The sequence below is a fragment of the Sulfitobacter sp. JL08 genome (assembly GCF_003352045.1).
GTDB lineage: Bacteria > Pseudomonadota > Alphaproteobacteria > Rhodobacterales > Rhodobacteraceae > JL08.
In genome coordinates this window covers 3927316-3946369 of record NZ_CP025815.1, presented here as the reverse complement: position 1 = coordinate 3946369, position 19054 = coordinate 3927316, and the positions used below count along the sequence as shown (strand labels likewise).

22 protein-coding genes are annotated in these 19054 nt (G+C 58.8%); 13 read left to right on the top strand and 9 right to left on the bottom strand.

Annotation, left to right across the window (positions count from 1 at the left end):
• Positions 1-51: 51 nt before the first annotated feature.
• The gene (locus C1J05_RS19395) at positions 52-552 is read left to right on the top strand and encodes a DUF6647 family protein (protein ID WP_114871698.1); all 501 of its coding nucleotides are present in this window, start codon (positions 52-54) and stop codon (positions 550-552) included.
• Between the two features lie 143 nt (positions 553-695).
• Here C1J05_RS19395 and C1J05_RS19390 read toward each other — a convergent pair whose 3' ends face one another.
• A complete protein-coding gene (locus C1J05_RS19390) occupies positions 696-2018 on the bottom strand; it encodes an ammonium transporter (protein WP_114872461.1) in 1323 nt (440 codons plus the stop codon).
• A gap of 29 nt (positions 2019-2047) precedes the next feature.
• Positions 2048-2386 carry a P-II family nitrogen regulator gene (locus C1J05_RS19385; protein WP_114871697.1) on the bottom strand — a complete coding sequence of 113 codons (339 nt, stop codon included), beginning with the start codon at positions 2384-2386 and terminating at the stop codon, positions 2048-2050.
• A 254-nt stretch (positions 2387-2640) separates the two neighbouring features.
• Here C1J05_RS19385 and C1J05_RS19380 point away from each other — a divergent pair, with 254 nt between their 5' ends.
• Positions 2641-4851, top strand: a complete 2211-nt coding sequence (locus tag C1J05_RS19380; RefSeq protein ID WP_114871696.1) for a transglycosylase domain-containing protein — start codon at positions 2641-2643, stop codon at positions 4849-4851.
• A gap of 5 nt (positions 4852-4856) precedes the next feature.
• On the opposite strand, the gene C1J05_RS19375 is transcribed toward C1J05_RS19380, so the two are convergent.
• Together C1J05_RS19375 and C1J05_RS19370 are read right to left on the bottom strand one after the other, a co-directional pair.
• The gene (locus C1J05_RS19375) at positions 4857-5465 is read right to left on the bottom strand and encodes an MlaC/ttg2D family ABC transporter substrate-binding protein (protein ID WP_114871695.1); all 609 of its coding nucleotides are present in this window, start codon (positions 5463-5465) and stop codon (positions 4857-4859) included.
• On the bottom strand, positions 5455-6276 hold the full coding sequence (locus tag C1J05_RS19370; protein WP_254684653.1) for an MlaA family lipoprotein: 822 nt from the start codon (positions 6274-6276) through the stop codon (positions 5455-5457). The genes C1J05_RS19375 and C1J05_RS19370 overlap by 11 nt, the downstream gene beginning before the upstream one ends.
• A gap of 352 nt (positions 6277-6628) precedes the next feature.
• Between C1J05_RS19370 and C1J05_RS19365 the strand changes: the two genes are divergently transcribed.
• From C1J05_RS19365 to C1J05_RS19350, 4 genes are read left to right on the top strand one after another with little or no spacing between them, the layout of a single operon-like run.
• Positions 6629-7087, top strand: coding sequence for a RidA family protein (locus C1J05_RS19365; RefSeq protein WP_114871693.1), 459 nt, complete (start codon positions 6629-6631; stop codon positions 7085-7087).
• Positions 7084-7848 (top strand): glycerophosphodiester phosphodiesterase family protein, encoded by a 765-nt coding sequence (locus C1J05_RS19360; RefSeq protein ID WP_114871692.1) that lies wholly within the window; start codon positions 7084-7086, stop codon positions 7846-7848. The genes C1J05_RS19365 and C1J05_RS19360 overlap by 4 nt, the downstream gene beginning before the upstream one ends.
• 44 nt (positions 7849-7892) lie before the next feature.
• Positions 7893-9080 (top strand): GNAT family N-acetyltransferase, encoded by a 1188-nt coding sequence (locus C1J05_RS19355; RefSeq protein ID WP_114871691.1) that lies wholly within the window; start codon positions 7893-7895, stop codon positions 9078-9080.
• Positions 9077-9367 carry a 4a-hydroxytetrahydrobiopterin dehydratase gene (locus tag C1J05_RS19350; protein WP_114871690.1) on the top strand — a complete coding sequence of 97 codons (291 nt, stop codon included), beginning with the start codon at positions 9077-9079 and terminating at the stop codon, positions 9365-9367. Before C1J05_RS19355 ends, C1J05_RS19350 begins: the two co-directional genes overlap by 4 nt.
• A gap of 131 nt (positions 9368-9498) precedes the next feature.
• Here the strand turns inward: C1J05_RS19350 and C1J05_RS19345 are convergent, their stop codons facing one another.
• Complete coding sequence (locus C1J05_RS19345; RefSeq protein ID WP_114871689.1) at positions 9499-9987, bottom strand: peroxiredoxin; 489 nt, start codon at positions 9985-9987, stop codon at positions 9499-9501.
• A 95-nt stretch (positions 9988-10082) separates the two neighbouring features.
• On the opposite strand from C1J05_RS19345, the gene C1J05_RS19340 reads away from it, so the two are divergent.
• The 3 genes from C1J05_RS19340 to C1J05_RS19330 are packed head-to-tail and all read left to right on the top strand — an operon-like array spanning position 10083 to position 12065.
• The gene (locus tag C1J05_RS19340; RefSeq protein WP_114871688.1) at positions 10083-11291 is read left to right on the top strand and encodes an NAD(P)/FAD-dependent oxidoreductase; all 1209 of its coding nucleotides are present in this window, start codon (positions 10083-10085) and stop codon (positions 11289-11291) included.
• Positions 11288-11839, top strand: a complete 552-nt coding sequence (gene rsmD, locus C1J05_RS19335; protein ID WP_114871687.1) for a 16S rRNA (guanine(966)-N(2))-methyltransferase RsmD — start codon at positions 11288-11290, stop codon at positions 11837-11839. Before C1J05_RS19340 ends, rsmD begins: the two co-directional genes overlap by 4 nt.
• Positions 11840-11867: 28 nt before the next feature.
• The gene (locus C1J05_RS19330; RefSeq protein ID WP_205388995.1) at positions 11868-12065 is read left to right on the top strand and encodes a hypothetical protein; all 198 of its coding nucleotides are present in this window, start codon (positions 11868-11870) and stop codon (positions 12063-12065) included.
• Positions 12066-12139: 74 nt separating this feature from the next.
• Here the strand turns inward: C1J05_RS19330 and C1J05_RS19325 are convergent, their stop codons facing one another.
• The 3 genes from C1J05_RS19325 to sfsA all read right to left on the bottom strand — a co-directional run bounded on the left by C1J05_RS19325 (position 12140) and on the right by sfsA (position 14943).
• Positions 12140-13174 carry a TRAP transporter substrate-binding protein gene (locus C1J05_RS19325; RefSeq protein WP_114871685.1) on the bottom strand — a complete coding sequence of 345 codons (1035 nt, stop codon included), beginning with the start codon at positions 13172-13174 and terminating at the stop codon, positions 12140-12142.
• 182 nt (positions 13175-13356) lie between these two features.
• Positions 13357-14184: a type I methionyl aminopeptidase gene (map, locus tag C1J05_RS19320; protein ID WP_114871684.1), complete on the bottom strand. Its 828-nt coding sequence runs from the start codon at positions 14182-14184 to the stop codon at positions 13357-13359.
• A gap of 54 nt (positions 14185-14238) precedes the next feature.
• Positions 14239-14943: a DNA/RNA nuclease SfsA gene (sfsA, locus tag C1J05_RS19315; RefSeq protein ID WP_114871683.1), complete on the bottom strand. Its 705-nt coding sequence runs from the start codon at positions 14941-14943 to the stop codon at positions 14239-14241.
• Positions 14944-14989: 46 nt separating this feature from the next.
• Between sfsA and C1J05_RS19310 the strand changes: the two genes are divergently transcribed.
• Genes C1J05_RS19310 through C1J05_RS19295 form a run of 4 tightly spaced genes read left to right on the top strand, consistent with a single transcriptional unit; the run spans position 14990 to position 17944 of the window.
• Positions 14990-15712, top strand: coding sequence for a competence/damage-inducible protein A (locus tag C1J05_RS19310; protein WP_114872460.1), 723 nt, complete (start codon positions 14990-14992; stop codon positions 15710-15712).
• Positions 15709-16440: a GNAT family N-acetyltransferase gene (locus C1J05_RS19305; RefSeq protein ID WP_114871682.1), complete on the top strand. Its 732-nt coding sequence runs from the start codon at positions 15709-15711 to the stop codon at positions 16438-16440. Before C1J05_RS19310 ends, C1J05_RS19305 begins: the two co-directional genes overlap by 4 nt.
• Complete coding sequence (locus tag C1J05_RS19300; protein ID WP_114871681.1) at positions 16437-17009, top strand: peroxidase-related enzyme; 573 nt, start codon at positions 16437-16439, stop codon at positions 17007-17009. Before C1J05_RS19305 ends, C1J05_RS19300 begins: the two co-directional genes overlap by 4 nt.
• Complete coding sequence (locus C1J05_RS19295; protein WP_114871680.1) at positions 17006-17944, top strand: OmpA family protein; 939 nt, start codon at positions 17006-17008, stop codon at positions 17942-17944. The genes C1J05_RS19300 and C1J05_RS19295 overlap by 4 nt, the downstream gene beginning before the upstream one ends.
• A gap of 91 nt (positions 17945-18035) precedes the next feature.
• On the opposite strand, the gene C1J05_RS19290 is transcribed toward C1J05_RS19295, so the two are convergent.
• Entirely contained in the window at positions 18036-18941 is a 906-nt protein-coding gene (locus tag C1J05_RS19290; RefSeq protein WP_114871679.1) for a LysR family transcriptional regulator, read from the bottom strand.
• Between the last annotated feature and the right edge of the window lie 113 nt (positions 18942-19054).

Here is a 19054-nt window from a genome sequence, read left to right as displayed (position 1 = left end):
ACCTGCTGGCTAGACTTCTGGCAAATCAACACTTGCCGGACGGAGGGAGCCATGCTCTTGACCCAACGCGCCACGGTTGCCGTGGCCGCCCAGCTTCTTATTGCCTATTCGAGCATTGCCGGAGCCGAACCCAGTTCCATCCAAGCCGGGCTAATTGAAGAGCTTCACTATTGGATCGACACCACAACAGTTCTTCCAGCAGCAGACACCTCTGCCACAATCGTGTTTGTGGATGCTCAGGACTTGGCAGAACCAAGCGAGATGGCATCAATGATCGGCAGCACTCCGCGTGGGCTTTATGACCCTGACACCGGAACTATTTCGTTGGTCCGTCCGTGGAGCGCGGAAAACCCGCAGGACGTTGCCGTGCTGCTGCATGAACTCGTGCATCACCGTCAGGGCGGGAAGCACTTTTATTGCGAAGCAGCCAAAGAGCACGCCGCTTACCATGTTCAGAAGAACTGGTTGGCCGAACGCGAAATTACACTCGACGTCAACTGGATCGCGATCGTACTAGCCTCAAGTTGCGCTGTACGCGATACTCACCCCTAAGGAGCCATAGCTGCCATTGGCGTGATTGCGGCGAAAGGCGGAAAAGTCCACCCAACTGACCAACACGGTCTGCGGACATTTCCGTAAAAAAACCCGGGCGCGAACGCCCGGGTATACTCGTCACCCCACCATTTCAGGTTGGTTCAGCCTTTGGAGAACTCGGGATAGGCTTCCATCCCCAGTTCGGCCATGTCGAGGCCGTTAATCTCGTCCTCTTCGCTGACGCGGATGCCCATTGTCGATTTCAGGATCAACCAGACGATCAGCGAGGCCACGAAGGTGAAGATACCATAGGCGAGGATGCCCAACAGCTGAGTGCTCAGGCTTGCATCGCCATAGAAGATCACCGCGATGGTGCCCCAGATGCCGGCAAACAAGTGCACCGGGATCGCGCCGACAACGTCGTCGATCTTCATCTTGTCGAGGAAGGGCACGGCAAAGACAACGATCACACCGCCAATTGCACCGATCCACAGGGCGCCGAACAGGGTTGGTGCCAGCGGTTCGGCGGTAATTGCCACCAGACCGGCCAGCGCGCCGTTCAGAACCATTGTCAGGTCCGGTTTCTTGTAAAGCACCTGCGTCAGGATCAGCGCGGTGACCGCACCGGCTGCCGCCGCCATGTTGGTGTTGGCAAAGATCCGCGACACGTCAGATACGTCGCCAACTGTTCCCATGGCCAGTTGCGAGCCGCCGTTGAAGCCGAACCAGCCCAGCCACAGGATGAAAGTGCCAAGTGTCGCCAGTGCCAGGTTTGAACCGGGCATCGGGATAACCTTGCCGTCCTTGCCATATTTGCCGATACGCGGGCCAAGGATCAGCGCGCCTGCAAGCGCGGCCCAGCCGCCGACCGAATGCACAACTGTCGAACCGGCGAAGTCCGAGAAGCCGGCCTCGGACAGCCAGCCGCCGCCCCACTGCCACGAGCCCGAGATCGGGTACAGGACACCCGTCAACACGATGACGAAGATCAGGAACGGCCACAGCTTGATCCGTTCGGCCAGCGCGCCCGACACGATCGAGGCGGTGGCGGCAACGAACACCAGCTGGAAGAAGAAATCGGATCCGACCGAAGCATAATCAAGCGCCGCATCGGCGGCGGCCACGCCCACCGGGTCAAGTACGGTTTGCGAGAAGAACGGGCCGACCCAGCCTGCCATGATCCAGCCATCGCCGGGATACATCAGGTTGAACCCGATCAGCCAGTACATGATCGCGGCAAAGGAATAGAGCGCGATGTTCTTTGTCATCTGCATGGTGACGTTCTTGGAACGCACCAGCCCGCCTTCGAGCATCGCAAAGCCTGCGGCCATGAAGAACACCAGAAAACCGGCCATGCAGAACAGCAGGGTGGTCATGATATAGGGGCCGATCTCGTCGAAGCCCGGCGTGGCATCCTGTGCCAGCGCAAGTGACGGCAGCGCGGCCATTGCCGCCGCGACCGGAAGAATTTTGATCAGTTTCATCGGTTTGTTTTCCTTGGTCTGGCACATTTTCAAAGCGCCTCGTCGTTGGTTTCGCCGGTGCGCACGCGGATCGCCTGCTGCACGTCCAGCACGAAAATCTTGCCGTCGCCGATCTTGCCGGTCTTGGCTGTCTTGGCGATGGTTTCGACGACCTGATCAGCCATCGACGCCGCGACCACGATTTCGAGTTTGATTTTCGGAACGAAGTTCACCGCGTATTCCGCGCCGCGATAAATTTCTGTGTGACCCGATTGAGAGCCGAAGCCCTTTATTTCCGTCACCATCATGCCGCGCACGCCTGCGTTGGTCAGCGCTTCGCGGACCTCTTCCAGCTTGAACGGTTTGATTGTCGCAATGATGAGTTTCACCTTTGTCCCCTTAACTTGGCAGGAAGTCCTGCATTTCGCACTTGCAGAAAAATGCGCGACTGCAGCGTGAATGAAAGGGAATTACGGTGCGCAAAGCGGCTGGCGCTGGTGTAATTTGCACAATTTTTGCACAGAAAAGGTGTTTTGCCTAAAAAATGGGCTAACTAAAAAGGCATACAGAGAAAGTCTGTGCCTCAACATTCCGAAGAAGGCATAGTAGTCTGTCCGAAAGAACAGGCTCGGGCAGGGCATCAATGAGTGATTCATCGCGTCGAAAACCGCCTTTGGTGGCGGACAAACGCTATCCTTCGGGATCGGCGTCAAAATCGGCGCGCAAGGCCAAGCCAAAAGCCGCGCCGCGCAAATCCAGACCCAAACGGACGCGAAGGCCGATGCGCGGGCCGTTGCGCTGGCTTCTGGCGCCGGTGCGGTGGCTGTTGCGTCTGCTGTGGGGGATCGGGTGGCGCATCGGCGCGATCATGGCGGTCATTCTGGCGCTGGCGATTGGTTATGTGTACCTGACATTGCCCAACATGACGTCATTGCTGGACGGGCGCGCCCGCGGATCGGTGACGTTGATGGACCAGACCGGCGCTGTGTTCGCGTGGCGCGGGGATCAGTTTGGCGGTGTGGTGACGACCGATACCGTTTCCCCGCATCTGAAGAACGCGATTGTCGCGACAGAAGACCGCCGGTTCTACCGCCATTTCGGCATCAGCCCGCGCGGTGTGGCCAGCGCTGTGCGCATCAACCTGCGCGAAGGGCGCGGGCCGCTTTCGGGCCATGGCGGATCGACGATTACGCAGCAGACGGCGAAACTGCTGTGTCTGGGCGTGCCCTATGATCCGGAATCGGGCATGAGCGAAGCCGACTACGAGGCCGACTGCCGCCGTGGCACTATCCAGCGCAAGATGTACGAAGCGATTTTTGCGATGGCGATGGAGGTCAAATATTCGAAAGACGAAATTCTGACGATCTATATGAACCGCGCTTTTCTGGGGGCCGGTGCGCGCGGATTCGAGGCCGCAAGCCAGCGTTATTTCGGCAAGTCCGCCGCCGAGGTCAATCCGGCCGAAGCCGCGATGCTGGCGGGGCTGCTGGTCGCGCCCAGCCGTTACGCGCCGACTAATGATCTGGACCGGTCGCAGAACCGCGCGGCAACCATTGTCCGCCTGATGAGCGAAGAAGGCTATCTGACCGAGGCCGAGGCCGCCTATGCGCAGGCCAACCCCGCTGTATTGTCAGAAGCCGCAGAGGCGCGCGCCGGCGGGTATTTTGCCGATTGGGTGATGTCCACCGGGCCGGAGTTTTTTACCCGCAAAACGACCGAAGACGTGATCATTCGCACCACGCTGGACCAACGCATCCAGAAAGCCGCCGAGGCGGCGATGATATCGGTTTTCGAAAACAAGGTGCGTGAAGGATCAAAGGCGCAGGCTGCCATTGTCGTCATGTCGGCAGATGGTGCGGTACGTGCGATGGTGGGCGGGCGCAACACCAAGGTGTCGGGTGGTTTCAACCGGGCCACGCAGGCGCTGCGCCAGACGGGATCATCGTTCAAGCCGTTCGTTTATGCCACGGCGCTGGAACTGGGTTATTCGCCCAATGATGTGGTTCTGGACGAACCGTTTTGCATGAACATCCCCGGATCGGGCCAGTGGTGCCCGGAAAACTACACACGCAAGCATTATGGAACCGTCACGCTGACGCAGGCGCTGAAGGATTCTCTGAACGTGCCGGCGGTGAAGGTATCTGAAAGCGTCGGGCGCGAGAATGTGCGCAAGATCGCCGAGGATTTCGGGATCAAAAGCGATCTGGCGCTGGGCCCAGCCCTGGCGCTGGGGGCATCTGAAAGCACATTGCTTGAAATGACCGGAGCCTATGCCGGTATTCTGAACGGCGGGTCGGCCGTCAAACCCTATGGTTTGATCGAATTGCGCCTTCTGGGCGACCGGGAACCGCTGATGGGGGCCGGCGGCGGTATCGGAGAGCGGGTTATTCAGGAACGCGCGGCGCGGTCGCTGACCTATATGATGGAAAAGGTCGTATCCGAAGGATCGGGTGGGCGGGCTGCAATTGACGGGTGGCAACTGGCCGGGAAAACCGGCACGACGCAAGGCGCGCGGGATGCGTGGTTTATCGGATTTTCGGCCGATTACGTGGCGGGCATCTGGATGGGCTATGATGACAATTCCCCGCTGACCGGGGTGACAGGGGGCGGATTGCCCGCCGAAATCTGGCACGAGGTGATGGTGCGCGTGCTGGAAGGTGTGCCGCCCCGCGCGCTGCCGATGGATGTGCCGGGGGCGGGAACGAAAACCTTTGATCCGGGTGCGCAGCTGGGCGGCGGAACTTCTGGTTCCAATTCCACAGGGTCGATTATCGAAAACGTGCTGCGGGATATCTTTGGCGGTGGCAGTGGCGGTGGATCGTCCGGCCAGGCGCCCGCGTCGCCCAGCCGGTAACGCGGTTATCCCGCCTTGGCCAGATCGGCTGTCATCTGGTCGATATTGCCGCCGCGACGGTCCAGCATCGCGCCGATTTCGGCACGTTCGGCCAGCAACATGTTCACGCCTTCGATGAACATGTTGAAAAACAGATCGCGCCCCGACCGGTCAGACACCAGAAAGGTGACTTCGAACGGTTTCTGACCGCTGAGCTTGACCGTCGATCTGATCTCGTACCCGCTTTTGATTTTGCGGCTGGATTGAACAATCACCTGTCCACCGATGAAATCGCGAAACTGTTTGCCGTATTTTCGGGCGATGTAGCCCTGAAACGCGCGGGTGAAATTCTGGATCTGGGCAGCGCTGGCGGTGCGTCCGTCATTTCCCAAAGCGTATCTGGCCATGATCGGCACATCGGCGTAGCGCACGAAAATCTTTTCGAAATCCTTGATCATCGCGGATTCGGATTTGCCGGAACTGATCACTTTGTTGATTTCGCCGACCAACTGGTCAACCAGCGCCTTTGCCCCCTGTTCTGTCAGGGCGAACACGGATGTCGGCATCGAAAATCCGGCCACCGATGCGGCAAGCCCGATAAGTGTGGTACGTCTGTCAAATAAATTATTCTGCATAGGGGTCCTCGTACGGGTCATCATAGGGATCAGAGTAGAAATCATCATAGGGGTCTGAATAGGGGTCAGTGCCATCGTTTTCGCTGCCCTGTCCCAGTTCGAACCGCCGGTTCTGAATATAGATCAGGCGGCTTTGGGCATAGCTGTCGGCGCTTTCATACAGGATAAAGTCGATGGTTTCACTGAATCGGCCCCGATCACTGACGCTTGAGGCGACGGCGGCGCCATACCCCCAAAGCTGGTCAGATCCGCTGACAACATAGGCCAGCGGGTTGGTGAACAGATCGACAAAGCGGCCCGTTGCATCCCGTTCCGTGGACGGGCCAAGGAACGGCAATTCGATAAACGCGCCTTCGGGTGCGCCCCAGACATGCAGGGTTTCACCGAAATCTGTATCGTGATCGGGCACGTTGAATTCGTCAGCTGCATCAATCAGACCGCCGATGCCGATGGTCGAATTCATTGCGAAGCGGACAATTGCAAGGCCGGTGCCGCCCAGATCACCCTGAAGCAGGCTGTTCACGGCAACGCCGGGCATCGACAGGTTGCTTGAAAAATTACCGACAGCGGCCTGCACGGGTATGGGCACAATGGTCTGATAGCCCCTGCCAGCGGGACGCAGCAGCGCACGGTCAATTGATTTGTTGAATTCGTGTGTACGCCGGTTTTCTTCTTCGAACGGATCGAAGGCCTGGCTGACATCCCGGTTATCTGCATCCGGTGTTGTGCAGGCAACAAGCGTCAGCAACGCGACGAGCAAAACGCCCGTGCGCCAAAATCCTGCCCCTGAAGTCGCTGTGAGCTGTACCAAGAAACCAACCAGTCTGTAACTCGCGCCCTGATGAATCATTGTTGTCGGAATGCCCAGCGGGTGCGTGCGGGATTATTTTCAATGTGGCCTGACAGATACATGAGTTGGGCACGTTTTGTAACTGCTGTGTTCAGTTGGAAACCGGATGGGCGAAAGCCAGCTAAGGCGGTGTAATCTGTGTCAATTGGCCTTATTTTGACATGAAATTGCGTCTGGGCCCGGCAGGATGACATCCCGGTCAGAAGAGGATCGTTTTCCTGTTCACCGGGTTGTGAACCCGGATTTCCAGCTTTCCGTCGGACGCAAGGCCCGCTAGCGTCTGGCCGAACACTTTGAACAAGAGGATTTCCCGATGAGCATTGAATCGAAACTGACCGAACTGGGTGTCACCCTGCCGGATGCCCCCGCGCCCGCCGCCAACTATGTGCCTTATGTGCAGGTCGGCGACATCCTTTACGTATCCGGCCAGATTTCGAACGGGCCAGACGGGTTTATCACCGGCAAGCTGGGCGACAACATGAGCGTCGAAGACGGGGCGGCGGCTGCCAAATCCTGCGCGATCAGCCTGCTGGCGCAGGTCAAAGCCGCGTGTGGCGGCGATATCAACCGTCTTGTGCGGGTGATCAAACTGACAGGTTTCGTGAATTCCACGGCTGATTTCACCGATCAGCCCAAAGTGATCAACGGCGCGTCTGATTTCATGGTTGCGGCTGTGGGTGATGCCGGGCGCCATTCCCGATCGGCGGTTTCCGCTGCGGCGCTGCCGTTGGGCGTTGCGGTTGAAATCGAGGGAATATTCCAGATCAAATGATCCCTCTTGCGTCTGCTTTTATCGACATTCCGCTGGCCCATCGTGCGTTGCACGATGTGTCGGACGGGCGCCCTGAAAACAGCCGGGCCGCCATCCGGGCGGCGCTGGACGCGGGCTATGGCATAGAGATTGATCTGCAATTGTCTGCCGACGGGCAGGCGATGGTGTTCCATGATTACGATCTTGGCCGCCTGACAGATGCCAAAGGGCCGATGAACGCCCGCACGGCGGTCGAACTGGCGCAAATTCCGCTGAAAGGCGGAACAGAGGGCATACCGACCCTGAAAGAGGTGCTGGAACTGATCAACGGGCGTGTGCCTTTGCTGATCGAAATCAAGGATCAGGATGGCGCGATGGGCGCCAATGTCGGCCCGCTGGAACAGGCCACCGCGCTGGCCATTTCAACCTATACCGGCCCGTTGGCCGTGATGTCGTTCAACCCGCATTCTGTTGCTGAAATGGCCCGCCTGTCACCGGATATGGCGCGCGGCATCGTCACCAGCGCCTATGATCCCGACGATTGGCCGCTGAGCACGAAGATGTGCGACGTGTTACGCGACATTCCGGATTATGACCGCACGGCTGCCAGTTTCATCAGCCACGAGGCCTGTGATCTGGATCGCCAGCGGGTGCGTGCCCTGAAACAGCGCGGCGCGCGTATCCTGTGTTGGACCATAAGGTCGCCCCTTGAAGAGGCAGAGGCGCGCCGGATCGCGGAAAACATCACCTTCGAAGGCTATCTGGCAGCATTGCCTGCTTGATTGCAGCGATGCGGGCCACACATACGACCCAAGGCAGGGACGCGATGGCTGAACAGGAAATCGAAATCAGGGTAGTGGATGCGCTGTCAAAGATTGACGCGTCTGACTGGGACAGCTGTGCCTGCCCCGAAGCAGCGACCGGCGACCGGCCCAATGACCCCTTTACCACCTACCGGTTTCTGAGCGCTCTGGAAGACAGCGGTTCGGTGGGCACCGGCACAGGCTGGCATCCGCATTATCTGACGGCCTATGCACAGGGCCAGCTGATCGCTTGCGCGCCGATGTACCTGAAATCGCATTCGCAGGGCGAATACATCTTTGATCACAACTGGGCCCATGCCTATGAACGTGCGGGCGGGCGATATTACCCGAAATTGCAGATCGCCGTACCGCATACGCCAGCGACAGGGCGACGGTTTCTGATCCGGCCCGGATTTGAAGAGGCCGGGTTTTCGGCATTGGTGCAGGGCGCGGTGCAACTGGCGCAGAACAACAGGATTTCGTCGCTGCACGTGACGTTCTGTACCAAAGAGGAGGCCAAACGGGGCGGTGATCTGGGCCTGATGGCCCGGACGACACAGCAGTTTCACTGGCTGAACCACGGCTACGAAAGGTTTGATGATTTTCTGTCCACATTGTCGTCACGCAAGCGCAAGAACATCCGCAAGGAACGGGCGCAGGCCAAGGCATTCGGCGGCACGATCGAAACCCTGACGGGCGATCAGATCCGTCCCGAACACTGGGATGCATTCTGGGTGTTCTATCAGGATACAGGCGCGCGCAAATGGGGCACGCCGTATCTGACACGGCGGTTTTTCGACATTGCGCAGGACAGCCTGCGCGATGACATGGCGCTGGTGCTGGCCAGACGTGACGGGCAATATGTTGCCGGAGCGTTGAACTTTATCGGGGCTGATGCGTTGTTTGGCCGATACTGGGGCTGCACAGAGCATCACCCCTGCCTGCATTTCGAACTGTGTTACTATCAGGCGATTGATTTTGCGATTGCCCGCGGTCTGGGCCGGGTCGAGGCGGGGGCGCAGGGAGAGCACAAGCTGGCGCGGGGTTATCTGCCCAGCCTGACCCATTCGCTGCACTGGGTCGGGGATCCGGGTTTTGCAGATGCCATCGCGCAGTATCTGCGCGCCGAACAGGCGGCAGTCGAGGAAGATGTAGAAATACTGACGGCCTATGGCCCGTTCAGGAAAGCAAATGTAGAGGAACAGGAATGACCGAGAAACTGTCTGAAGAAACCAGAGGCGCGTTGCTGGAACCGCTGTTCGCGTCCGGTTGGGAAATGGTGCCGGAGCGCGATGCGATCCGCAAAACATTCGTGTTCAAGAATTTCGTCGAGGCGTTCGGCTGGATGACACGGGTCGCCTTGTGGGCGGAAAAATGGGATCATCACCCGGAATGGGACAATGTCTACAAAACGGTGAATGTTGTGCTGACGACCCATGACGTGGACGGGTTAAGCACGCTGGATGCCAAGCTTGCCCGGAAGATGGACAGCCTTTAGGCCCGCCCAAGAATGACGCGCCCCATGGGGCGCGGCGCGATGCTTTGTCGCCTTCGGCGAAAGTATTTTGGAAAAGATGAAGAATGGGCCGGTGCCGTACGTGGGTTCGCACGGCGCCGGCTGTTGTGATCTTACATCGCGTCCAGCAGGGCCTCACCACCCGAGACGTCGCAGACGCCCGGGCTTTCTTCGGCCTGAAACAGCGTGACCGTGCCGTTATCAACCAGCATCGCGTAGCGTTTCGAGCGGGCCATCAGACCGGCGGGCGGGGCATCAAAATTCATGCCGATCGCTGTTGTGAACGCGCTTTGCGCATCCGCCAGCATTGTGATGCCGGCATCGGTTGCGCCGGTGGCTTCGCCCCATGCCTTCATGACGAAAGGGTCATTCACACTGATGCAGATGATTTCATCGACGCCTTTGGCAGCGAACTGATCCTTGGTGCGCACGAAGCTGGGCACATGGGCAGAATGGCATGTCGGCGTGAACGCGCCGGGCACTGCAAAAATCACGACCTTGCGGCCCTTGGTCTTGTCGGACAGGTTTACGGCTTCGGGGCCGTCTGCCCCCATCCGGACCAATGAAGCGTCCGGCAGTGCATCGCCTTGAGAAATTGTCATTATGTGTCGCTTTCGTGTAATTGCGTTTTGCTGTTTCAAGGATGTAGGGTTCGCCGAGGCAATGGACCACTGGTTTTCGTGCGGGAGAGCGTAAAATGAGCCACATCGTTGTGATCGGCGCGGGACAGGCCGGTGCGTCTTTGGTTATGCGCCTGCGCAATGGCGGCTTTGATGGTCAGATCACGCTGATCGGGGCGGAGCCGGTGCCACCCTATCAGCGGCCGCCGCTGTCCAAGACCTATCTGACCGGCGAGATGGCGCTGGAGCGGTTGTTCCTGCGGCCGGAAGCGTTTTACGGCGAACACGGTATCACCCTGAAACTGGGCCATGCCGTCGATGCCATTGACCGGGATGCCAAAACGGTTTCGGTGAATGGCGAGGTGATCGCCTATGATCATCTGGTTCTGACCACCGGTTCAGAGCCGCGACGCCTGCCAGCATCGATCGGCGGCGATCTGGCGGGCGTGCATGTCGTGCGCACATTGGCAGATGTCGATGGAATGGCCCCCGATTTTACCGAGGGCGCACGCGCGCTGATTGTCGGTGGTGGCTATATCGGGCTGGAGGCTGCTTCGGTTGCCAGCAAGCTGGGCGTAAAGGTGACGTTGGTGGAAATGGCGGACCGGATCCTGCAACGTGTGGCCGCGCCGGAAACCAGTGATTATTTTCGCGCGCTGCATCGCGCACATGGTGTGGACATCCGCGAGGGGATCGGGCTGGACCGGTTGCTGGGCGAAGATCACGTATCCGGCGCGCGGCTGAGTGACGGCACCGAACTGGAGGTCGATTTTGTGATCGTCGGCGTTGGTGTCACGCCCGGTCACGCGCTGGCCGAGGCGGCGGGGCTGATCCTGAACAACGGGATCGAGGTTGATGCGCAGGGGCGCACATCGGATCCGTCGATCTGGGCGGCGGGGGATTGCGCGTCTTTTCCCTACAAAGGCGCGCGCATCCGGCTGGAGAGTGTGCAGAACGCGATTGATCAGGCCGAATGTGTGGCCGACAACCTGCTGGGGGCGCAAAAAGACTATGTACCGCAGCCTTGGTTCTGGTCGGATCAGTATGACGTGAAATTGCAGATTGCCGGGCTGAACAGCGGCTATGATCATATTGTCACGCGCAAGGGCGAGGGCGATACCGTGTCGTTCTGGTATTACAAGGGTGATACGTTGCTGGCGGTGGATGCGATGAACGATCCGCGCAATTACATGATTGGCAAGCGGTTGATCGAGGCCGGAAAATCGCCCGCGCCGGATGTGATTGCCAACCCGGACACCGATATGAAGGCCCTGCTGAAAGCGTGAGGATCATTGCGGGGCAGTTTCGCGGTCTGGCGCTGGCCTCGGTTGGCAAGGGGGACGCGGGTGCGCATTTGCGCCCGACATCGGACCGGGTGCGCGAGAGCCTGTTCAATATACTGACCAAATATGATGTGTTCGACGGGGCGCGGGTGCTGGACCTGTTTGCCGGAACCGGCGCGCTGGGGCTTGAGGCGCTGTCGCGCGGGGCGGCGCAGGTGTGTTTTGTCGATGACGGGGCCAAGGCCGGACAGTTGATCCGCCAGAATATTGCCTTGACGGGATCGGGCGCGCAGACGCGGTTGATCCGGCGGGATGCGCGCAAGCTGCCGGCGAACGAGGATGCGCCTTATGATCTGGTGTTTCTCGACCCGCCATATGGCAAGGATTTGGGGGCGCGCGCGCTGGATGCGGCCAGGGCGGGCGGATGGATTGGTGACGATGCGATGATCGTGTGGGAAGACAGCACGCCCCAGCCCGCACCGGACGGGTTTTCCCTGCTGGACCAGCGCAAATACGGCGCGACCCATATCACGATTTTGCAAGCGGATTGAGCCGTGATAGAAAGATTCCATGCAAAACGTGGCGTCATTTTTTAACATCCGCCTTCCGGGCCAGACGCACCGGTCAAGCGCCCGCAGTGGCACCGAGCGGCAGCGGTACCGCGGGCCATTGTTTCTAAGTGACGCGGTGGTGCCGTGGGGGCGGGAAACCGTGCTGCTGGACCGGTTGCGCAAGGATGCGCTGGCGGCGCAGGCGGATGAGGACGACAGCCCATAACCGGCGCGCTGCGGAGTGTATTGCAGGTGCCGCCGGTGATCCGGCAGCACCCGTAATGTTCGATGTAAAAGGGGCTATTTCCAGTCGCGGGTGATCTGAACCGCGGCGCGTGCGTCCGCGATCAGGCCGGCACCATCCAGACCCTTGGCATTCATTTCTTCGATCCAGTTGGCGGTGACGGTTTCGCCCATTTCCTGCATCAGCTGGGTTTCAGCCTCGCTGATTTCGCCAATGGCGTTGCCGGATGCTTCCATGGCGGCGCGGCCTTCCAGATCGCCCTGATCATGGGCACGACCGGCCCATGCGCTGGCCATCATGCCGGAATTGTTGTCGATCACGGCCTTGAGGTCATCGGGCAGGGCAGCATAGCTGTCCTTGTTCATCGCCCAGATGAAGAACAGGTTATAAAGCGATTTTTCGCCCGCCACGTCGGTGTGGCTGTCTGTCAGTTCATCAAGTTTGAGCGATGGAGACATTTCCCAGGTGATGACGCCGCCATCAACCACACCTTTTGACAGGGCTTCGGGAAAGGCGGGAACGGCCATGCCGACCGGCGTAGCGCCCAGCCTGTCCAGAAGCAGCGTTGCGGGGCGCGAAGGACCGCGCAGTTTCAGCCCGTTGAAATCGCTGACGGTGCTGATTACGGGGCCTTTTTTGTGGACCAGACCGCGCCCGTGCATATGCGCGGCAATCAGGTGTACATCGGCGAAATCGTCCATCAGGTTTTTCTGTGTGAATAACCATGCCGCGCGGCTGGCTTCTTCGCCTGATTTCGTGGTCATGAACGGCATTTCCATGGCTTCCGCTTCGGGGAAACGACCGGGCTGGTAGCCCGGAATGACCCAGCCACCGTCAATCGCGCCGTCGCGGATCAGGTCGTACTGGCTGGGGGCTTTGCCGCCCAGCTGCATGAACGGGTAAATTTCGACCTTGATGCGGCCATTGCTTTCCGCTTCGATCTTTTTGGCCCAGGGTTCGATGAAGAATTTCGGGTTGGCCGATTTGGGAGACACGAAATGCTGAAAGCGTAACGTGATTTCCTGGGCTGTTGCGGCGGTTGCGGTTACCCCCAAGAGGGCGGCAAGGGCTACGGATTTCAGAAAGGTCATCGCGCGGGCCTCCTTTATACAGGACAAAGCGATACGCCGCTGCAGTGCGGCAATTGGTTAACTAGGGCGTGCATGGCCGAGTTGCAAATCATTCGCAATAACCTGAAGCAATAAAAGTCGAATTTCTTCCGATAAGCGCAGTCGCTGGCTTATTATTCAGCATTTGGGGGGAAACGCTGAAATTATTCCCCGTATGTGGGGTGAAACCGGCCTGCCGGGGACAATGTGAAAATGTCCACGCCGGTTTCCGTCACGCCGACCGAGTGTTCGAACTGGGCTGAGAGGGATTTGTCACGGGTTACAGCCGTCCAGTCATCGGACAGTGTCTTGGTTTCAGGCCGTCCCAGATTGACCATCGGTTCAATGGTGAAGAACATGCCCGGTTCCAGCGTGGCGCCGGTGCCCGGACGGCCATAGTGCAATACGTTGGGCGGCGCGTGAAACACGCGGCCCAGCCCGTGACCGCAAAAATCGCGCACGACGGACATGCGATGGCTCTCCACAAAGCTTTGGATCGCGTGGCCGATATCGCCGAACGTGTTGCCGGGTTTCACGGCCTCGATCCCGCGCATCAGGGCGTCGTGGGTGACATCGATCAGGCGTTCGGCCTTGCGTGGCAATTTGCCGGCCACGTACATCCGCGAGGTATCACCGAACCAGCCATCGACGATGACCGTGACGTCGATGTTCAGAATATCGCCGTCCTTCAGGGTTTTGACACTGGGAATACCGTGGCAAACGACGTGGTTGACCGAAATGCAACTGGCGTGCTGATAGCCCTTGTAGCCGATGGTTGCCGATTTCGCGCCTGCGGCATCAACCATATCGGTGATGATACGGTCAATTTCTTCGGTGGTTTGCCCAACCTGAACATGTGGCGCGACATCATCCAGAATCCGCGCAGCCAATGCGCCGGCAACATGCATTCCGGCAAAATCGGACGGTTCATAAATTCGAATGCCGTCCTTTGTCAGACGGCCACGGGTTTCGTTATTCACGTGGGGCCTCATTCTCGCGGTGTTAGGGGGTTATTATAACGGGAAAATGAAAAGTGCCAGACCAGCTTAGGCGCGGCAAGCGACCGGCCCGGCCATATCGACAGCTTCGGGTGATATCTGGGTGCCAAAGCAAAAGGTTTCAACACCTGCTGCGCGCGCCGTATCAAATGCGCGGCCATAGGCCGGATCAATATCGCGCGCGAGATCGAAAGCCGTGCAATCGGTGCGCTGGACAAGGTACAGCATCGCAGCGCGGTGGCCTTGCAAAACCATTCCGGCAAGTTCTTCCAGGTGTTTTGCGCCCCGTTTTGTCACGCTGTCGGGAAATTCGGCCAACCCGCCTTGCCGGCACAGTGTTACGCTTTTGATTTCAAGGTAAAGATCGGGCAGGTCCGGAGCGCGCAGCAGATAATCGATGCGGCTGTTCTGGCCGTATTTCACCTCGGCCTGCACATCGGTGTATTTGGCAAAGGGCGCAATCTGTTGATTGCGCAATGCGTTGCCCAACACGCGATTGGGCACGCCCGTATCAACGCCGGTAAAGTGGCCGTTTTCATGATCCACAAGGCGCCAGCCGTATTTCAGCTTTTTGCGGGGGTCGTCATTGGGTTCCAGCCAGATTTTGCACCCCGGTTGTGCCAGCCCCATCATTGATCCGGGGTTGGCGCAGTGCGCGGTGATTTCGCGCCCGTCCGGCAACAGGCAATCGGCCAGAAACCGTTTGTAACGACGGATCAGCGTGGCCGGAACAAGAGGGGTTTGAAAGCGCATGGGACACCCCCTATACCTGCGGTCAGACCCATTCAAGGACAAGACCATGCCAAACCCTACTGCCGCCATGCTGGTGATCGGAGATGAAATTTTATCCGGCCGCACCCGCGATTCAAACACGCACTATCTGGCGCAGGAACTGACCAAACAGGGCATCGATCTGCGCGAGGTGCGTGTTGTCAGCGATGATCGCGCGGCGATTATCAATGCCGTAAAGGCACTGAGCCAAGGGTTTGATCATGTGTTCACCAGCGGCGGTATCGGGCCGACCCATGATGACATCACCGCCGATTGTATCGCCGCGGCGTTTGATGCGCATATCGACGTGCGCGAAGATGCGCATGCGATCCTTGCGGCACACTACGAACGATCGGGGCTGGAACTGAACGCGGCGCGGTTGCGCATGGCGCGTATTCCCGATGGTGCGGGGCTGATCGAAAATCCGGTGTCGGCGGCGCCGGGGTTTTCGATTGAAAACGTATACGTGATGGCAGGCGTGCCTTCGGTGTTTCAGGCCATGGTGGCCAGCGTTTTGCCAACCCTGACGGGCGGCAAGCCCCTGTTATCCCAAACCCTGCGCATTCAGCGCGGCGAGGGGGATATCGCCGGACCGCTGGCAGAACTGGCGGCAGAGTTTTCCGACCTGTCGATCGGATCCTATCCGTTCATCAAAGACGGGATTTACGGATCGAACATCGTGATCCGCGGCAGCGATGGCGCGCGCGTGGATATGGCAATTGCGCGATTGTCGGCAGTGTTCGGCGAATGAGCGACGCATCGATCTTTGATGTGGTCGATGCGACATGGCCAGCCGCGCGAATGATCAAGGACGGCCCGTGGATTTTGCGTGAGGGCAAGGGCGGGGGCAAGCGTGTGTCCGCAGCGAGTACGGAAATTGATGTAGAGGATGCGGACATAGATCAGGCCGAGCAAGCGATGGCCCGATTGGGGCAGGATGCCTTGTTCATGCTGCGCAAAGGGCAGCAGGGGCTGGATCGTTTGCTGGAAACACGTGGCTACCGTGTTCTTGATCCGGTGACAGCCTATGCCTGTCCGGTTGTGCAGTTGACGGATATCCCGCTGCCCCGCGTGACAGTTTTCGAAATCTGGGAACCTTTGGCAATCATGCTGGAAATCTGGGCCAAAGGCGGGATCGGTCCTGCGCGTGTCGATGTGATGCGCCGTGCAACGGGGCCAAAAACCAGCCTGCTGGGGCGGTGGAACGAACACCCCGCCGCCGCAGCCTTTGTCGCGATGCATGGCGATACGGCGATGGTTCATGCGATCGAAGTGCTGGAACACCAGCGGCGCCATGGCATGGGCGCGTGGATCATGCGGGGCGCTGCCTTCTGGGCCGCAAGGCAGGGGGCAAAGACCCTGTCGGTTGTCTGCACAGATGAAAACACCGGTGCAAACCGGCTCTACACTTCCCTTGGTATGGCGGTTGTGGGACACTATCATTACCGCTACCTGCCTGATGAGAAAGACAAATCATGACGGATACATCCCTGCCCACCGCGCTGAACCTGCCGATGGTCAACCCGCTGCCCGAGGAAACGCAGAAATATTTCGATATCTGCACGCAAAAACTGGGCATGATCCCCAACGTGCTGAAGGCCTATGCCTTTGATGTTGAAAAGCTGAACGCCTTTACTGCGATGTACAACGATCTGATGCTTGCGCCCTCGGGGTTGAGCAAGCTGGAGCGTGAAATGATTGCCGTTGTCGTTTCGTCGATCAACAAGTGTTTCTATTGTCTGGTGGCGCACGGTCAGGCGGTGCGGCAATTGTCGGGTGATCCCGCGCTGGGCGAGGCATTGGTGATGAATTACCGTGTTGCCCCGCTGGATGACCGTCAGCGCGCGATGCTGGATTTCGCCGCATTGATGACAAGTGCCAGTGCGACGATAGAAGAGACGCATCGCCAGGCTTTGCGCGATGTCGGGTTCAGCGACCGCGATATCTGGGACATTGCCAATGTGGCGGGTTTTTTCAACATGACAAACCGGGTGGCCAGCGCCACGGCGATGCGCCCGAACGAAGAGTATCACGCGCAAAACCGATGATCAGAGCGCTGGCCATCATAGTTTGTGGTGCATGCGCCCCGCCAGCCAAGGCGCTGGACCTGACGTTGCCGCCAAATGCCCGCCAGACGGTTGAACGGGTCAGTGCGCTGGACACTTATCAGGCCCCGGTTGGCGTGTATGAGGATGGCAAGGTGCCCAGCCTTGAGGTTGAAGGGCGCATTGACCGCCGTGTCTGGCGGATCGATGGCAAGACGCTGACATCGCTGCAAATCATGGACCCGCTGCAAGACCAGCTTGAGGCTGCGAATTTCACTACGGTGTTTCGCTGCGATGCGGAAACCTGCGGCGGGTTCGATTTCCGCTTTGCGGTCGAGGTTATGCCGACGCCGAATATGTTTGTGGATGTGCGCGATTACAGGTTTCTGACGGCGGTCAATGGCACATTGGAAAACCCGGAAGAGGTGATAACCCTGATGGTTTCGCAATCCGGTACATCCGGATATATTCAGGTTATTCAGGCGGTTGCCCGCAGCGGGTTGCGGCACACGCCCACCGGGTCAGATGATCTGGCCCGGCGCGCGGAACCACCCGCGCAGGGTGATCTGGCAACGCAGCTTACTGATTTTGGCCATGTGGTTCTGCCTGATCTGAAATTTGAAACAGGATCGTCACAACTGAGCGCCGGAGACTATCCGAGCCTTGCAGCGCTTGCGCAGTTTCTGGCCGAAAACGAGGGCCTGAAAATCGCGCTGGTCGGCCATACTGACAGTGAAGGCGATCTGGGCGTGAATATCGCATTGTCCAAACAACGTGCGGAGTCTGTGATGGATCGGCTGATCCGCGATTTTGCCATTCCCGCCGCGCAACTTGATGCCGAGGGGATGGGATATCTGGCGCCGATCGCTTCAAATCTGACACCGGACGGTCGCGAACTGAACCGGCGCGTCGAAGCGATACTGATATCGGCCCGATAGCGATGGTGCCGAAAGAAAAGCCCCCACAGCGCAGGGCGTATGGGGGCAGGTGTGTTGCCAAGGGGAAGGACAACAGGGAAATCTGTCTGATCTACCAGTCGGACGGGCCTTTTTCGGCGAAGGAATGGACCAGAAAATCAATGAAGGCGCGCACTTTGGGCTGGGTAAAGCGGCCCGGGGGATAAACGGCGTAGATGCCTTGGGTTTCCATCGGCAGATCGGGAATTGCATCTTCGATCAGGCCCTGTTTCAGGGAATCGGCATATAGATAGCTGGGCAGATAGGCGATGCCCAATCCGGAAATGGCCGCGTTCAACAGGGATTGACCGTCATTGACGCTGAGCCAGCCCGCGGTGCGCACCTGACGTTTTTCACCGGACGGGGCCGTCAGTTTCCAGACATTGCCGCTGGACTGGTTGGAATAATGCAGCAGCTTGTGTTCGTTCAGATCATCGATTTTTTCGGGGCGGCCGTATTTTTCGAAATAGGCCGGAGATGCGATCATCCGTTTGGTGGTTTCGGTCAGCTTGCGGGCACGCAGGGTGCTGTCCTCAAGCTCTCCGATCCGCACGGCCATGTCGAACCCTTCGGAAATCAGTTCAACGTAGCGGTTGTTGAGAACCATGTTGACGGTGATATCAGGAAAGTCCGCAAGGAATTCTGACAGCACGGGCGACAGGTGATTGACGCCAAAATCGGTCGCAACGCTGATCCGGAGCAGACCGGAGGGCGCAGATTGCATGGATGTGACCAAGGCATCAGCCTCGCCCGCATCGTTCAGAACCCGGCGGGCACGGTCATAATAGGCCAGTCCGATTTCCGTCGGGCTTACGCGTCGAGTGGTCCGGTTCAGCAGACGCGCCCCCAGACGTGCCTCCAGGCTCGAGACGTGCTTCGAGACGGCGGATTTGGAAATCCCCATCTTCTTGGCGGCATCTGTAAAGCCGCCCTGATCCACCACCGTGGCGAAGGCTTCCATCTCAGTTAAGCGATCCATACCAATTCCTTAAATCTTGGTTCGAGACTGATCTATCGACCTGAATCTGGGCATAAACGCGGCGCGGGTGGGATAATATCTAGGTTATTGCAGGGATCGTTCATGGCAGGGAA

What these genes read in the sequence shown, in the direction of transcription:
- C1J05_RS19395 (WP_114871698.1), top strand. Translation starts at nt 52, where the DNA reads ATGCTCTTGACCCAACGCGCCACGGTTGCCGTGGCCGCCCAGCTTCTT.
- C1J05_RS19390 (WP_114872461.1), bottom strand. Translation starts at nt 2,018, where the DNA reads ATGAAACTGATCAAAATTCTTCCGGTCGCGGCGGCAATGGCCGCGCTG.
- C1J05_RS19380 (WP_114871696.1), top strand. Translation starts at nt 2,641, where the DNA reads ATGAGTGATTCATCGCGTCGAAAACCGCCTTTGGTGGCGGACAAACGC.
- C1J05_RS19375 (WP_114871695.1), bottom strand. Translation starts at nt 5,465, where the DNA reads ATGCAGAATAATTTATTTGACAGACGTACCACACTTATCGGGCTTGCC.
- C1J05_RS19365 (WP_114871693.1), top strand. Translation starts at nt 6,629, where the DNA reads ATGAGCATTGAATCGAAACTGACCGAACTGGGTGTCACCCTGCCGGAT.
- C1J05_RS19360 (WP_114871692.1), top strand. Translation starts at nt 7,084, where the DNA reads ATGATCCCTCTTGCGTCTGCTTTTATCGACATTCCGCTGGCCCATCGT.
- C1J05_RS19355 (WP_114871691.1), top strand. Translation starts at nt 7,893, where the DNA reads ATGGCTGAACAGGAAATCGAAATCAGGGTAGTGGATGCGCTGTCAAAG.
- C1J05_RS19350 (WP_114871690.1), top strand. Translation starts at nt 9,077, where the DNA reads ATGACCGAGAAACTGTCTGAAGAAACCAGAGGCGCGTTGCTGGAACCG.
- C1J05_RS19345 (WP_114871689.1), bottom strand. Translation starts at nt 9,987, where the DNA reads ATGACAATTTCTCAAGGCGATGCACTGCCGGACGCTTCATTGGTCCGG.
- C1J05_RS19340 (WP_114871688.1), top strand. Translation starts at nt 10,083, where the DNA reads ATGAGCCACATCGTTGTGATCGGCGCGGGACAGGCCGGTGCGTCTTTG.
- C1J05_RS19325 (WP_114871685.1), bottom strand. Translation starts at nt 13,174, where the DNA reads ATGACCTTTCTGAAATCCGTAGCCCTTGCCGCCCTCTTGGGGGTAACC.
- map (WP_114871684.1), bottom strand. Translation starts at nt 14,184, where the DNA reads ATGAGGCCCCACGTGAATAACGAAACCCGTGGCCGTCTGACAAAGGAC.
- sfsA (WP_114871683.1), bottom strand. Translation starts at nt 14,943, where the DNA reads ATGCGCTTTCAAACCCCTCTTGTTCCGGCCACGCTGATCCGTCGTTAC.
- C1J05_RS19310 (WP_114872460.1), top strand. Translation starts at nt 14,990, where the DNA reads ATGCCAAACCCTACTGCCGCCATGCTGGTGATCGGAGATGAAATTTTA.
- C1J05_RS19305 (WP_114871682.1), top strand. Translation starts at nt 15,709, where the DNA reads ATGAGCGACGCATCGATCTTTGATGTGGTCGATGCGACATGGCCAGCC.
- C1J05_RS19300 (WP_114871681.1), top strand. Translation starts at nt 16,437, where the DNA reads ATGACGGATACATCCCTGCCCACCGCGCTGAACCTGCCGATGGTCAAC.
- C1J05_RS19295 (WP_114871680.1), top strand. Translation starts at nt 17,006, where the DNA reads ATGATCAGAGCGCTGGCCATCATAGTTTGTGGTGCATGCGCCCCGCCA.
- C1J05_RS19290 (WP_114871679.1), bottom strand. Translation starts at nt 18,941, where the DNA reads ATGGATCGCTTAACTGAGATGGAAGCCTTCGCCACGGTGGTGGATCAG.